The sequence below is a fragment of the Methanohalobium sp. genome (assembly GCF_018609725.1).
In the GTDB taxonomy this organism is placed as follows: domain Archaea; phylum Halobacteriota; class Methanosarcinia; order Methanosarcinales; family Methanosarcinaceae; genus Methanohalobium.
In genome coordinates, this window is sequence record NZ_JAHENT010000102.1 from 13,289 (window position 1) to 28,739 (window position 15,451).

The following is a 15,451-nucleotide window of genomic DNA, read 5'->3' on the forward strand; positions in this document are numbered from 1 at the left end:
TAATTTATTAAGTATTTAAGTATTTAAGTATTTAAGTATTTAAGTATTTGTTTTTGTAATATAGATATATGCAAAGGTTTATATAGGTTAAATGTATAATAGAGTTGCTTGAAGATAAAGACTGTTTGATTAAATATATAGGTATTAGGTAATGTTTTATTAACTGCATTTACTGTTTTCCCGTTATGTAATCCATCCTGTTTATGTCTTTTAGCGTTAATACAAGGATGTGAAAATTTTGTTTGATAGAGATGACTCAGCTCCAGTTCGGTCTGGAGAAAGATACGATGTAAAAATTGAAAATATTGCAAGTAAAGGCGATGGCATTGCTAGAATCAATGGCTTTGTAATCTTTGTACCTGACACTTCTGTTGGCGATGAAGTTACAATTACAGTTAACAAGGTACTGGAAAAATTCGCATTTGGCGAAGTAGCCCAATAATCTCAATTTTTTGATAACTAACACAGAATGTTTATATAAACATTCTTTTTTTATTTAAGATTTTTAACAACATATTATCCACAAAACAATTTATAAAGTGCTATTGTGGATTGTTAAATCCAATAAATGTTCTTATCATAGTGATTCTTTTTATCATTTTACTGGTTTTTATAGACACCTGAAAATTCAATCACCTGGTTTTTGCAAATTATGTACATGAATTCATTTATTATGCACATTTATTATTGATTTATGTTTTAATGTTTGGACATAGGTTATATCTATATGTCTATTGATATATACAGAGTGGAGATATAAAAATTGAGTTATAAAATCTCCTTGAAAAACGGAAAAACGGATGTTTAAGACTATACCCTCATAGTCTGATACCCACCTCATGAAACAGGGTATAGACCCTGTTTTTGGCCATACTTTTTTTGGTGGAGGTTTCCTGCATTTTGGTTATATGTTTTTATATCGTTACCTCTCCAATTATTCCACAATTTGCTTATTGTTAGAAATTTTCAAAAAGACAATATCTACAAATGAATTCTTTACTTCCATCGCTGTACTTAACATAAAGTATTGCATATTTTTTACGACACCATTCACAAAACTCGTCTTCCATTTCTGTAATAATATCTCTTTCAACCAAGTTTTTACTATCTCTTAATTCGGTTTTATTTGTTACATCTATGGAACTGGATGATTTTTCTTTCTCTATATCTCTGTTTAATCTCACTATAAAATTTGCAATATCGCTGAGATCTTCAGAATCAAATCCTGTACTTTGAATCATTCCAGACTCAGAAGGCATGAAAATGTATTCTTCTTTGGTATCTGCATAGTAGATGTCTCCAAGGGATTTGTCTTCAATTCCCAACACATAGTAATGATTTTCATCATTTTCTGATTTTTTAATTGTTTCTACTCCCATGTCGACCACTTATTCTATCATATTTTATACTATTTTATCTTTTTTTAATTCTTGTTTTTGTTCGGTATTTTTTATATTAGAGACATTTTTCTATGCTGTTTAATAAAAGGCGGAAAATATTAATATATAAAAAACTTTTTACTTTTTGTAAAAATGTAGCAATGTATAAATTTCGCAATGTATAAATATCAGAATTAATAATGTTATATTTGGGGTTTAAATATGGAAAAATTGACACAGTCACCCTATGTCTATGCTTACCCTGACAACAATAGTGAAAAACTAAATATTGAAATAAAATTGCCAGGAGTAAAAAAGGAAAACATCAACCTGAAACTTGAAGAAGACAGGTTTTCAGTAAACGCGAGAAATAAAAACAAGGAATATGTAGGAACATATTCAACATCTTATTTAATAGACCCAGATAGGGCAGTTACAAAATATTCCAATAATAAACTCTACGTAATTGCTCCGATGTGGATGTAAAAAGATGATAATTATATGCGTTTATAATAAGGGGGGAGTATAAAATCAGGATATAAATCTTGATTAAAAACGGTATTACAAAATTGAACAGATTTTAAAAATTAATTTCTGTTTTTTATTTATTATTTTTTCTTTTAAAATTCCAGATTTTTGAGTAATTAAGCTAAGTAACAAATAACCTAATATTAATTTCCAAAAGAATATATTTATTTGGTTTTTATTATTCTGATATTGGATATTTAAAGTCTATAATATCATCTTTTACGGATGGTTTTAATCAGGGGGTATAGTATTTGAAAATTTATCAAAGAATAATATGTTTATCAATAGTATTTCTGGCAATGATATTTGCTATTTCAGGTTTGGCGAGTGCACAAAATGGTGAATGTCCGGATTGTACTGATTTAGCACAGTGTAGTGATGTTCCATGTGTAAGAGATTTAATAGCAGGGCAACAATATGATTCAGGAGATGTGGTGGTATGGAACAATGAATCACATATTTTTGTCAAGTACGATACAAGAGATAACTGGTGTCTGGAAGAAACTCAAGTAAGTGTTACTACATCACTGAACGATGTTCCTCAAACAAATAGTGGTACTCCTAAACCGGGACAGTTTGGTTACAGGAATGATTCACATGGCTGTATTGATAATTATACATACGAGATACCATTAAATGATATATCGTTGAATGATTGTGATACTGTCTATATATTAACCCATGCTAACGTAAGCAAATTAGATGCCAATGGCGACCAGTTTGAAACTGCGTGGGGAGAGGGCGAAGATTTTGGAGGTAATAGATGGGCATACTATTTCTGTTATACTATAGCACCAAGCGCTTCAATAGGTGATCACGTCTGGGAGGATGAAAATGAAGATGGTATCCAAAATGATGGAAATGCAGGTATACCTGGATTAGAGGTTGAATTGTATGATTGTGACACAGAAACAATAATAGCAAACACTACCACCAACATATCTGGCTTTTACAGTTTTACATATCTTCCACCGGGTAATTATTCTGTCAATTTCACGGCACCCTTAGGATTTGAATTTACTTCGCAGAATGCAGGTAATGATGAACTGGATAGTGACGTCAATAATGTAACCGGTAATACGTCATGTATCATGTTGGATAAAGGTGAAAATAATGATACAATAGATGCAGGATTATATGATGTTGAACTACAGGGGGATAACGCAGCAATCGGTGACCGCGTTTGGGAAGACCTCAATGGTGACGGGATAGAGTGTTGCGGTGAGCCTGGTATAGAAAATGTAACCGTGGGACTCTACTACTGTAATGGAACAAAAATAGCTGAAAATGAAACAGACTCTGAAGGATTTTACCAATTTACAGGTCTAAACCCTGATGAACAATATTATATCAGTTTCACTTTACCTTCAGGTTATGAATTTACAAAACAGAATGTAGGGATTGATGAATCCGAGGAAAGTGATGCTAATGTCTTAACAGGCAACACTTCATGTATAACACTGAATTCAGGAGAATATAATCATACCATAGATGCGGGAATGTATCAGCCGGCATCAATTGGTGATTTTGTCTGGGAGGATATAAATGGAGATGGAATCCAGAACAATGGAGAGACAGGTATATCTGAAGTAGAGGTCAGTCTGTATAATTGCAGTGATAGCTCTTTAATAACAAACACAACAACCAATCAAACGGGTTACTACAATTTCACAGGGCTGGCACCGGGAGAATATTATATAGGTTTCACAGCTCCTTTAGGATATGAATTTACAACAATGGGTGACGGTGAATATTTTGAAGACAGCGATGCTAACCCATCAGGAAATACCAGTTGTGTGGCTTTAACATCGGGAAAGACCGATAACACTATAGATTCTGGATTGTATCGACCTGCAACCATCAGTAATTTTGTCTGGAATGACACAAATGGTAATGGTATCCAAGATCCGGATGAACCCGGAATTGAAGGTATAGAAATTAGAATCTATACTTCTGATGGAATATATCTAACCAATACAACAACGAATGGTTCAGGATTCTATAAATTCTTGGTCTCTCCGGGAAGCTATTATCTCAACTTTGAAAAACCAGAAGGTTATGAATTTTCACCCCAATACAGTGGTAATATCCACAATGATAGTGATGTAAATAACACCGGTAACACATCAACTATTACACTACTGTCGGGTGAAATCAATGATACAATAGATGTAGGAATCTTTACACCTTCTCCAAACATAAGTATTGAAAAGTACACTAATGGAAAGGATGCTGATAATCCAAGGGGTCCATCCATACAGATATCAAATCAGGTAAAATGGACATACAATGTTACAAACACCGGTAACGTGAATCTTACTAATGTTGCTGTTACTGATACTAAAATTGGAAACATCTGTACAATAGCAACCCTTAATGTATCGGAATCTGTGACCTGTTCTGCTACAGGAACAGCAAAGATAGGACAGTACAGCAATTATGGTAATGTTACTGCCATGTATGAAGAAACACAGGTAAACGACAATGACCCGAGCCATTACTTTGGATATGACCATTGGGCAGGCGTTCCTACTGCCAACCCGATGTTGCTTGTAGGTGTACTTGGAATTGCAATGCTGTTGTTTATAAAAAGAGAACAGAATAAAAAATAAGTTGAAAAAGGGCAGAGGTTTTTTGTCCTTTCTTTTTTATTTGGAGCCTACAATAAGGGCAACATATCTTTTATGATAATTTTCGGAATCGCTTTTGTTGGTTTTCTGTAGCCATTTTTGGCTGGAATGTATAGGGTGGTCACCGCATATAATAAACAGAGTATTGCTCTCAGCTTTTGAATAAATCATACCTATGTATTCATCAATACGTAGGGCTGAATATTTTATATCATCCCACGATTCAGACCTGTGAGCAAACCTATCTATAGACCTTAGGTGTACTGCCATTATATCAGGATTTGATTCCAGCGCTTTTTTTGTGTTTTCAGCAATGTATTTGTCATATTCGATGATATCATCTGAATCCGGTACTCCGAATATCCGGTCAATTCGGTTTAACAGACTTTCGGCACCTTGAGTTTCGATAACAATTCCGGATTTAAGACCGTTATCATGTGCCCATTCCATTATAGTTTTAATTTTAGGATTCGATTCATTTTTAGCACGTTCTTTATAAATATCATCAGTATAATACAGATGATGTTCTTCTGGATAATAACCTGTAAATATTGATGCAATAGCCGGGGTTGTATGGTCTGCAGTGGATTTGCATTTAAGAACCATTCCAGAATCGGCAATTTTTTTCATATTAGACATTGATCTCGTCAAATGCTGATACAGTGCAAATCCTAGACTGTCAATAATTATCAAAACTACCTTTTTTGTATTGTTTTTTTGGGCATAATCTGTAATCTGTGTTAGAACACGACCACTGGGTTTGACCATGTTTATGTTAAGTATTTCAGAAATAGTGGGGGCAATATCAACAAGGCTACATTGTTTATCCGAATCCATACATGAAAATATTTGATTATCATTCTATTTACTATTATTCTATTTTCATATCCGCTATTGTTTAATATTATTAATTCATTATTATTCTGTATAATATGAGGAGTTCTAATGCCAGTAATGGGTATTATCGCCTGCAGAATGTTTGAGGATGAAATCGTTCATGTGATAGAGAATGATTCATCCATAGATGATGTTATTATTGTAAAAAATAAAAATATTGATGGATTAACTGGTAAACTCGATGATATAGGACATCCCTATACACTATCATCATTTGAGGATATGGTAAAATACCTTGCAAATATTGATAACAATAACAGGTATTATATTGTTGTAAACATACTTGAATTTGGGCTTCATGTAAATCCTTCCGACCTTAAAAATGAGGTGTATAAAAAAGTAGATGAGGTGTCTCAGTTTTTGGATGGTATCCTTGTGTTCTACGGGCTTTGTGGCAATGTGCTTGGCAACATAGAGGAGGATTTCAAAGATAAAACCTGTAGTGTACGTATATTAAAAGAAAATAACGGTGAAGTTGTGGATGATTGTATAGGTGCAGTATTAGGGGGTAGGAACGAGTATTTCAAAGCCCTAACAAGTTCAAGGGGTGTAGGAACATTCTTCCTGACACCAATGTGGGCTTCCAACTGGAAGGAGATGATTAAGGACGCAGGCTTTACCAGTGATCCATATGACCATGAGATGGCAAAGTTTGCTTTCGATTATGCTGGTTATAAAAGAGTGGGTAAAATTGAAACAGGATTAAATTATGAAAAGGATTTTCAAGACAGAGTTGATGAATTCGCAGAAGCGTTTAATTTTGATATTGTAAGTTTTCATGGTGACTTAAGGTTGATTGAAAACTGTTACGAAAAAACAAAATCTGATATCATGAAATGCTAACTTTGATTGTTTATAAACATTGATATATGGGAATCCTAATAATTATTATATTGTTTAAAATCAAACCACATCAAATTAATGGATTCAAAGTATTCCATGTTTCAAATTAATTAAAAGGAGTCTTTAATATGCAATATAGCCTTGGAGTAGATGCAGGGGGAACCTACACTGATTCAGTGATTTTGAGAAATACAGACGGAGCAGTTGTAAGTGCAAATAAAGCATTGACAACCTATCCTGACCTTCTGGAAGGTATAAAAAATTCCATCGATGGACTTGACCAATCTTATCTGGAAGACATTAACATCGTTTCGGTTTCCACTACATTGGCTACTAACACCATACTTGAAAAGACCGGTTATCCTGTCGGTTTGATACTGATAGGAAATTATGATGTGCCGGCAAATACTGATATAGATTATTATACAGTAGTACAGGGAGGACACGATACCAAGGGATTGGAAGTTGCAACACTGGATGAAGAAAAAGTTGAAGAGTTTGTAAATAAGGTTAAAGATAAAGTTTCAGCATTTGCGATATCATCTTATTTTAGTGTCAGGAACCCCGATCATGAATTACGGATAAAGGAAATTGTTAATAATCTGACTGATTATTCGGTTGTCTGCGGGCATGAACTGTCCCAGGACCTTGGTGCCTATGAGAGGGGAGTTACAGCCTACTTAAACGCCCAGCTAATTCCGATAGCTAACCGTTTCATCCAGTCCATAATTTCAGAAACCGAGAGAAGAGGTATAGATGCAAGATTATTGATGCTTAAATGTGATGGCTCTGTGGTAGGAATTAATGAAGCACTTGAGAAACCTATCGAATCCATTTTCTCAGGACCTGCAGCCAGTCTTGTAGGTGCAGCATATCTTGAAAACCTTGACAGCTGTGCAGTTATTGACCTTGGTGGTACAAGTACAGATGTCTCTCTGATGGAGAATGGTCTTCCCGAATTGACAGAAACCGGTGCAGTAGTAGGTGGCTGGCAGACCAAGGTAAAAGCTTTGCGTATGGAAACATCCGCTATGGGAGGAGACAGTCACATATGGGTGCGAAACCAGAATGTAAACATCGGACCAAGACGGGTTATTCCGTTGTGTGTGGCTGCAGAAAAATATCCAGGATTTATAGATAAATTGAAAAAAGCAAGGGTTCCTTCAAGGAGACAGTTAACCGAGAATATTCAGCCTACTAAATTCTATATAAAAACAGGGGAAGAACCCATCAATTTGAGTGATGCTGAACAGAGAATCCTTGAGAGAATCGAGAAAAGCGAGCCTGCATCTCTTAATGAAATCTTCTGGGAGAGCTCGGCGTCTGATATGTATCTAAACATCTTGGTTCAGAAACGTTTGGTTCAGGCTGTTGGATTTACACCGACTGATGCACTTCATGTTTTGGGTGAATACGAAGACTGGAACGTCAATGCGTCGAATATGGGTGCGGCTATGTTGACTAAATTTACAAACAACATGGGTGTTGAAGAACTGTGTAACCATGTTAAAAATGAAGTTACACTGAATATGTCTCTGAACCTAATGTCCTATGTCCTTAAAGGTGTTGATAAACAAGAAATAGATAAAATCCTTCGTGGAGATTACCTGACACATTTCAAACTCGATGTACCCGTTGTGCTTATAGGAGCGCCGTCGAGGGTATATCAGGATAAAATTACTAACATAATCGATGCAGATGTACGTTTGCCTTCATATGCAGAAGTAGGTAACGCTGTGGGTGCTCTTGTCGGTAAAGGAATCAAAAGAATAGAAATCATGTTAAAATCTGTATACAGTAAAAGTAAAAAGCGTATTGTGGTATTCTATCCTGGAGGTAGAGAAGAGTTCCCACTTTATGAAGATGCATTTGAATATGCTAAAAACCTTGGTCACAGAATGATGATGGATTATATGACCGAAGCGGGTCTGGATAAAGGAAACGTTAAAGTAGATATGCATAGAAATGATATAACTATACATGAAGGGACAGGGATACCGGTAGAAACCAATCTGGTTTTTATAGGAATCGGGATGCCAAAAACTAAAAAAGAAATTGAACACTGATTCATTCTTTTTTTATTTTACCAGAGGTAATACAATAATGCCAGTACTAAGTTTTATAGCCTGCAGGATATTTGAAAATGAGATAGTTTATCTTATTAAAAACGACTCTGCAATTGATGAGGTAATAGTTGTTGAAAGTGAGGACAGCAAGAATTTGCAGAGTAAATTGGATTATGAAGCTTGTTCTTATAGGGTTTTACCCATAAATGAACTCCCTCAAAATGTGGAACAAAAAAATAACAAATTTACGCTTATAGTTGACCTGCTTGAATTCGCTCTTGATGCATCTCCTGAAAAACTCAAAAACGGGGTTTATAAGGAAATAGAAACCATGTCTGAATACGTTGATGGAGTCCTCATTTTTTACGGGTTGTGCGGAAACGTGCTGGGACAGGTTGAAAGCGATTTTAGTGATTACCCATGTTATGTAGGTATTTTAAAGGATGAAAAAGGGGAAATAATGGATGATTGTATCGCCGCTTCCCTTGGTAGCAGAGAAACCTATCTGGATGCAATTATGGGCTGTAGGGGCGAAGGTATCTATTTTCTAACTCCCATGCAGGCTAAATACTGGAAAGATATGTTAAAGATTGCAGGAATCACACCAGACCCTGACAACATTGAGATGACAAAATATGTTTTCGATTATTCAGGGTACAAGAAAGTAGCCAAAGTTGATACAGGACTTGATTACGACAGGGATTTTGAGGACAAGGTAAGTGAATTTTCCCGGTTGTTCGAACTTGATGTAGTAGAAATGAACGCAGACCTCGGGCTTATTGAAAAATGTTATCAGAATGCTAAAGACCATATAGGTGTAACTCAATCAGGTTAAATTATAATCTCTAACTATTTCCCCACTATTTAAATACCTCTTTTTACCTATATTGGATTCATGGTGGTCTTTAGAAGTGGAGCCTATACGTTAAAAACAAGACCTGACATAATAGAGACTGAAAAAGAATTCAGGGATAATCTGGATTTATCTCAAATAAATGGTGTACTCTTTAATGTACTTGCACTTAAAAATTCTTCAGTACTTGCTGAATACGATGCCATGATGTGGAAGGAAAATCAGGTCTGGTTTGTTGAGTATAAGGATTCAGTAGGCGCAGTAAAACGCATGAACGCCAAAAGGGCACAGCAGGTTTCGGATACTTCAAGAAATCTTGCCCGCATATTCGGGTTTGCGGAATACAATTTTACAATTGTTGTAAACGGGCTGGAAGAAGAAACGGTAAAAGGTGGAGCTACAGTTCTTCCTCTGGACAAACTAAATGGTTTTGAACCGGATTATTATTCTGCCTATGTAGAACTGGATTACATTAATAAACTGCTGGAAAAGTACAGTAGAAATGATTATCAATCTGAAGTATCAGGTGAGAAAGTTATTTCAGACCTTAATAAATTGAAAAATATGATTGAGCAAAACATCTGACACAAAGGATATCATTATGACACTTAAAGGAAAATCCTATGCACTCGGTGCAGGTACTATTATAAACGCTATTGCCACACTAAAGGGTTCTGCTTTTGGAGTGGATTTAAAGACTTTTGTAGATGTTGAGTTGTCAGAGGATAGCGGGGTTATACATGGTGAAATTGATGGTAATCCCTATGCAGATACCACATTGATTGAACGGTCAGTAGAACTGGTTCTTAAACATTACGGACTTGAATACGGTGGGACTGTATCTACAAGGAGTGAAATACCGCTTGCCAGCGGGTTGAAAAGTAGTAGTGCGGCTGCGAATGCAACAGTTCTTGCTACACTTGATGCAATCGGTGAAAGAATGGATTCCCTTGATGCGGTCAGAACAGGAGTTCAGGCTGCAATGGATGCAGGAGTCACCGTCACAGGCGCATTTGATGATGCATGTGCATCGTTTCTGGGAGGCATTGTTGTAACAGACAATGAGAATTTAGAGCTTGTTAAAAGAACCGAATGTGATAAAGATGTCCTTATATTTGCACCGGATGAGAAAGGTTTTAGTTCACAGACCAATGTTTCCCGCTCAAAATTGATTGCTGACTGGGTTGATATCGCCTATGATCTCGCACTTGATGGATATTATAGTCGAGCAATGACACTGAACGGTTTTATGTATTGCGGAGCTCTTGGTTTTGATACCGAACTTATGATGCGGGCTCTTGAGGTAGGTGTGGAAGGTGTCAGTCTGTCAGGCACAGGTCCTGCATTTACTGCTCTGGTTGAAAAAGGCAAGGTAAATGAACTCAAAAAATCATGGGAAAATTGTAACATATGTGGAAATGTGATAAAAACAAAAATCAATAATTCAGGTGCATTCCGGGAATGAGATTTAAATTTGTAAAATCCAAACTTTAATAAATATATTTATATAATAATAAATATTTCTTATTAACGACCCAAGTTTCCTGCGAAATTCAAATATATCTAAAAATTTTAAGTTGATACCATGGAAAGGGATTATAACTCTATAGTAGTAGGCGCAGGTATTAGCGGACTTTTAAGTGCGCTTGTGTTGTCAAAACACGGCCATAGAGTACTTGTTATCGAAAAAGAGCAGGAAGTTGGAGGTAATTGTAACAGTTATGAGGTTGACGGTTTTCAGGTTGATACAGGAGTTCATGCAATTACGCATCTTTGTGTAGGTCCACTGAAAATGTTGATGGATAATTATTTTAACTATCTCCCTGTTTTTGAGTCCTACGGACATTACTATGTAAGGTACAAAAATCGCCTAGTAAAATTTCCGTCTAATTTAAAAGAATTTGCAAGATTTGATGTTTTTCCAAAAAGGGACAGAGTAGCTATTTCACAGTCATTGACAAGGTCACTGACACAATTTACGTTCGGTTCTGACCTGTCAAAAACACCTGTTTATAATGCAGTTCCAAAAACGATTTCAAAGGATTGTTACGAATTTATAGATACGGTTAGTTATTTTTTATCTGGTAAATCGATGTATGAAACCCCTGTAGAAAGGGTACTTATGGGTAGTGATTTTGTCTGTGACAGCACAATTAAGGAAGAAATTGAACAGAGTTTGAATCATATCTCAGAAGATTCAAATAATGATAAAAAAGATAGAAATTCTCTTTTACCCAGTAATGTCGATATTCCCTTCCAGTTTAATAGGGAGGGTGTGCCGTTTTTGTTTGGTTCATTAAATCTTCTTGATTCAATAAGTTCTCTTAGTAAACTGGCAACCAACAACGTTAATTTCTGTCAAGGATATCCTAGAGGCGGATTGAAAAGTATTTTGAATTCGGTTTTATATTCGTTTCCTGATAATGTAGATATCATTACCGGTGAAGAAGTTAGTACTATTTTTACAGGAAATAATGTTGTAGAAGGAGTAGAAACAGCAAATGGTAATGTGTACCGTTCTGATGTTGTTGTATATACTGGAATGTGCAGGGATTTACCCAGAACAATTGATAATCTTCCATCAAGATATAAATCAAAACTTGAAAATATCAAAATTTCTAAAAGCCTTACGATATGGCTTGGTCTTTCCCAAAAAATGGATGAATTGAATTATTGTGGTTCTGAAGTATGGTTTAAAAATAAACCATACTGGGCGATGCCTACAAGCAATTATGATTCAAGTTTTGCTCCTAAGGGTAAGCAGGTTGTTGGTTTTTCGTTTATAATGGATGAATACAGCGATACGAAAAGTAATATCGAAAATGCATATAAAACCATATATAATGCTATACCGGGTATTGAAAATTACGTAGAAATGAAACATGAACAGATAACAATACCTGAAAAAGCAGCCATAACCACAAACGGTAATTTTGCAGATATTAAAACACCGATTAAAAACCTTTATCTTGCTGGAACTGATACCGACAGGAGGTCTATGGGGATAACCCGTGCAGCGTATTCGGTAGTCGAATTGCTTAAAACTTTGGGTGATGATGGTCACCTGAGTTGAATAATCATTATAGGTTACAATAACAGAAATTATAAATTAAAAGAAATTACTAACTGGCTTATTAATACAAATGGATTTTACATTTTAAAACATACAAACCCAACGGTTGCATTACAGATGACAACAATTGAAGAAACAAGGGCACAAATCCAGCAGATTGACAGTGAAATACTTGAACTTATTAAAAAACGTGTTGACCTGGCAGAAAAAGTACTGGATGCAAAAAGAAAAGAAAACCTATCCATAAATGATGAAGAACAGAATCAGGTGGTCATTAATCGGGCTATAGATGAGGCAACAGAACTCAACCTTGATACAGCGGCTATAAAAAAAATATATGAAACCCTTATCCAGATGAGTATTGACAAACAGTATGAACTAAGTGGTAACGGAAACCTGCCCTGATATATTAAAAAACTGTTTTTGAAGGAGAAATACAATGGTAGATGTAGCAATAATTTCTGGTTCTGAATCAGATAAAGAGATAGCAGAAAAATCGACAAAGGTTCTTGATGATACTGGATACAGTTATGACGTACAGGTCATTTCAGCACATCGAAACCCTGATGAACTGGATGATTACGTAACATCAAGTGATGCAAAAGTATTCATAACAATCGCCGGGCTTTCTGCAGCACTTCCGGGTGTTGTAGCATCCAAGACAGAAAAACCGGTGATTGGTGTTCCGGTAAATGCCAAACTTGGAGGGCTGGATGCACTACTCTCTACTGCACAGATGCCGCCGGGTGTACCAGTAGCAACAGTGGGTATTGATAACGGGAAAAACGCAGCAAATCTTGCAATACGTATTCTGAATATGTTAAAATAACAAAAGGAAGTAATAAAGAGTCTTCCTTTTTCTATTGCTTTTATTTTGTCCACGCTTTTTTCTGGGTTATAACATCATTGGCGAATTGTTTCGCTTTTTGTACCATTGTTTCATCGGGTTGACCTTTACCCTTGGAAACCAGTTCTGCAAATTGCTGCATCTGAGGATCATCCGAGTTTTGTAGCATATCCATTATTTCTTTTGATACCTCTCCCTGACACTGGAATACATCAATTATATTGGCATCTTTTGCTGCTTCTTTAGATTTTGAAACCCAGTCTGAAACCTGGTCAAAGTCACTGGGTGCACCATGTGTTATAAACAGTGCAATGTCTTTGCCATTGGTATTATTGTTCAGGAAATTTTTGACCTCATCAGGTGCATTGAACTGATGTATGGGAAAACCAATAAAAGCAAGGTCATATCCTTCAAGACTGTCAACCTCATTTATATATTTGATATCTTTATCCTCATCTACTGCTTCATAAATAGCATCGGCTATTTTTTTTGTATTACCTGTCTGTGTCATATAAGTAACTAAAACTTTCATGTAATTCCCCCTGTCAGGATATTTTCCTGTAGTTTATTATATAGTGTTGCAACTGTTTTATACTTTTTTACAATAGTGGGGCAACAGGGGTACGTGAAAGCCAACGACTTCACTCATGCTCTTAAACTCCGTTTAATGAGGGATGAATCGTACCCCGCTGATGTCTGATCAACTCTAGATTTTATGGTATAATCGCTAGCAGTAGATAAAATTTATATAGTTTCAAAACTTATAAACAGTATCAAGGGAATGGTTGGAGTTGATGGTCCGTAAAGAAGGTCAGAACTGCAGGAATCTTAGATTCAAGATACATCCTACTCCTGAACAGGAGAGAAGGCTGGATGATACACCGGAATACTGCAGGTTAATCTGGAACCATCTTCTATCAATTCAAGTTGATTTATATGAAAGATTCGGTCTGTCGGTAAAGAGATCATCTCTGGAAAAACACCTGAAAAATCTGGACTATCCAATACATTCTTCGGTAAGACTGGATGTATTCCAGCGATTATGTTTTGTCTTTGACAAGTTCTTCGATGATATCAAGAATGGTAGACTGAAAAATACAAAACGTAAAAAAGTGAAGTTCGTTAAGAGAAAAGATGTTCCATGTGGAAACAATTCATCCGGATTCATCAAATACGATGGAATTCTCCCGAAAGGTCATCCCAAGTTCAAGAGTAAAGAAGATCTCAGTAGTTTCAGATACAAACAGCATGGAAATGGATGGTACCTAGATGGGAACTGGTTATATCTATCCAAGATAACTAATAAATCGAATCCCATCAAGATTAACATTGATAGATTGTCGGATGGCGAACTGAAGACCTGTACTCTCAAAAAAGAGGGGATACAATGGTTCGCCTATCTAACTGTAGAACTACCGGATAATCCTACTCCTTCTACACCAGAAAACGCTGTTGGTATCGATTTGGGATTGAAATCATTCATAACAACATCAGACGATGATTTTGTTGAACCACCGAAAATCCTCAGGAAAGCTGAGAAAAGGCTTGCTAAAGAACAGCAAAAATTGTCGAGAATGGAGTTCAGATCCAGGAATTATAACAAGCAGAAACAATTAGTGAACAGAATTCACAGGAAAGTCGCTGCTGCAAGAAACCATTTCTCGCATTGTCTGAGCAAAGTATTGGTGGATAAATACAACCTGATTGTGTTCGAGGACCTGAAAATAAAAAATCTTGTTAAAAACAATAAACTGGCCAAATCCATTTCAGATGTAGGCTGGAACAAGCTGGTTCAGCATACTGTTTATAAAGTTGCTGAGAAAGGAAAAATAGTAGACAAGGTAAATCCCAACAACACTACTCAAGTCTGTTTTCATTGTGGAACCAAGAGAAAAGAGAAACTGAAATTGGAAGACAGAACGTTCTACTGCGGTAACTGTGGATTAGAAATTGGCAGAGACCTCAATGCTGCAGTCAACATATTGACAAAATCATCATACTATAATCCATCAATGATGCATACCGTAGGGCTCGCGGGAATCAACGGCTGTGGAGATGGTACCTCTACGACCGGTCACGGTATCAGTTCGCAAGTACCGTCCATGAATCAGCAAATGCTCACCCCGTCAAAGGTTGAGGCTCTCATGGTTCAATAGAACCCACAAGTTTACACTACTCGTGGGAGAGCGGTCAGAACCAGTCGAACATAGTTGTTTATATATTAAGTTGAAAAAAGGGATTGTGAAACTATCTTTCTAATATTAAGCTCCAACCCTTTGGCTGTTTATTATTGTATAAGATTTTTATACTTTCAGGAAGTAATTTTTAAACATGG

General features: G+C 36.0%; 15 protein-coding genes. 12 read left to right on the plus strand and 3 right to left on the minus strand.

The features are described 5' to 3' along the window. Positions 1 to 238: 238 nt before the first annotated feature. The gene (locus QZ276_RS06720) at positions 239 to 442 is read left to right on the plus strand and encodes a TRAM domain-containing protein (protein WP_292486474.1); all 204 of its coding nucleotides are present in this window, start codon (positions 239 to 241) and stop codon (positions 440 to 442) included. Between the two features lie 514 nt (positions 443 to 956). Here QZ276_RS06720 and QZ276_RS06725 read toward each other — a convergent pair. Further along, complete coding sequence (locus QZ276_RS06725) at positions 957 to 1,379, minus strand: hypothetical protein (RefSeq protein WP_292486476.1); 423 nt, start codon at positions 1,377 to 1,379, stop codon at positions 957 to 959. Positions 1,380 to 1,601: 222 nt separating this feature from the next. On the opposite strand from QZ276_RS06725, the gene QZ276_RS06730 reads away from it, so the two are divergent. Together QZ276_RS06730 and QZ276_RS06735 are read left to right on the plus strand one after the other, a co-directional pair. After that, positions 1,602 to 1,865 carry an Hsp20/alpha crystallin family protein gene (locus QZ276_RS06730; RefSeq protein ID WP_292486478.1) on the plus strand — a complete coding sequence of 88 codons (264 nt, stop codon included), beginning with the start codon at positions 1,602 to 1,604 and terminating at the stop codon, positions 1,863 to 1,865. Between the two features lie 293 nt (positions 1,866 to 2,158). Further along, entirely contained in the window at positions 2,159 to 4,519 is a 2,361-nt protein-coding gene (locus QZ276_RS06735) for an SdrD B-like domain-containing protein (protein WP_292486479.1), read from the plus strand. 36 nt (positions 4,520 to 4,555) lie between these two features. On the opposite strand, the gene QZ276_RS06740 is transcribed toward QZ276_RS06735, so the two are convergent. After that, positions 4,556 to 5,374 carry an alkaline phosphatase family protein gene (locus QZ276_RS06740; protein WP_292486481.1) on the minus strand — a complete coding sequence of 273 codons (819 nt, stop codon included), beginning with the start codon at positions 5,372 to 5,374 and terminating at the stop codon, positions 4,556 to 4,558. Positions 5,375 to 5,482: 108 nt separating this feature from the next. Here QZ276_RS06740 and QZ276_RS06745 point away from each other — a divergent pair, with 108 nt between their 5' ends. The 8 genes from QZ276_RS06745 (at position 5,483) to purE (ending at position 13,098) form a co-directional block, all read left to right on the plus strand. After that, the gene (locus tag QZ276_RS06745; protein ID WP_292486483.1) at positions 5,483 to 6,277 is read left to right on the plus strand and encodes a DUF1638 domain-containing protein; all 795 of its coding nucleotides are present in this window, start codon (positions 5,483 to 5,485) and stop codon (positions 6,275 to 6,277) included. A gap of 128 nt (positions 6,278 to 6,405) precedes the next feature. Further along, complete coding sequence (locus tag QZ276_RS06750; protein WP_292486485.1) at positions 6,406 to 8,343, plus strand: hydantoinase/oxoprolinase family protein; 1,938 nt, start codon at positions 6,406 to 6,408, stop codon at positions 8,341 to 8,343. A gap of 37 nt (positions 8,344 to 8,380) precedes the next feature. Continuing rightward, positions 8,381 to 9,178 (plus strand): DUF1638 domain-containing protein, encoded by a 798-nt coding sequence (locus tag QZ276_RS06755; protein WP_292486487.1) that lies wholly within the window; start codon positions 8,381 to 8,383, stop codon positions 9,176 to 9,178. A 60-nt stretch (positions 9,179 to 9,238) separates the two neighbouring features. Then, on the plus strand, positions 9,239 to 9,781 hold the full coding sequence (locus QZ276_RS06760; RefSeq protein ID WP_292486489.1) for a hypothetical protein: 543 nt from the start codon (positions 9,239 to 9,241) through the stop codon (positions 9,779 to 9,781). A gap of 16 nt (positions 9,782 to 9,797) precedes the next feature. Beyond that, the gene (locus QZ276_RS06765) at positions 9,798 to 10,661 is read left to right on the plus strand and encodes a shikimate kinase (protein ID WP_292486501.1); all 864 of its coding nucleotides are present in this window, start codon (positions 9,798 to 9,800) and stop codon (positions 10,659 to 10,661) included. A gap of 120 nt (positions 10,662 to 10,781) precedes the next feature. Next, positions 10,782 to 12,269 carry an NAD(P)/FAD-dependent oxidoreductase gene (locus tag QZ276_RS06770; protein ID WP_292486491.1) on the plus strand — a complete coding sequence of 496 codons (1,488 nt, stop codon included), beginning with the start codon at positions 10,782 to 10,784 and terminating at the stop codon, positions 12,267 to 12,269. Between the two features lie 117 nt (positions 12,270 to 12,386). Continuing rightward, positions 12,387 to 12,674, plus strand: coding sequence for a chorismate mutase (locus tag QZ276_RS06775; RefSeq protein ID WP_292486493.1), 288 nt, complete (start codon positions 12,387 to 12,389; stop codon positions 12,672 to 12,674). Between the two features lie 34 nt (positions 12,675 to 12,708). Continuing rightward, positions 12,709 to 13,098 (plus strand): 5-(carboxyamino)imidazole ribonucleotide mutase, encoded by a 390-nt coding sequence (purE, locus tag QZ276_RS06780; RefSeq protein ID WP_292486495.1) that lies wholly within the window; start codon positions 12,709 to 12,711, stop codon positions 13,096 to 13,098. A gap of 40 nt (positions 13,099 to 13,138) precedes the next feature. Here purE and QZ276_RS06785 read toward each other — a convergent pair whose 3' ends face one another. Continuing rightward, complete coding sequence (locus tag QZ276_RS06785; RefSeq protein WP_292486497.1) at positions 13,139 to 13,648, minus strand: flavodoxin family protein; 510 nt, start codon at positions 13,646 to 13,648, stop codon at positions 13,139 to 13,141. Between the two features lie 262 nt (positions 13,649 to 13,910). Here QZ276_RS06785 and QZ276_RS06790 point away from each other — a divergent pair, with 262 nt between their 5' ends. Beyond that, entirely contained in the window at positions 13,911 to 15,272 is a 1,362-nt protein-coding gene (locus QZ276_RS06790; protein ID WP_292486499.1) for a transposase, read from the plus strand. The last annotated feature ends 179 nt before the right edge of the window (positions 15,273 to 15,451 follow it).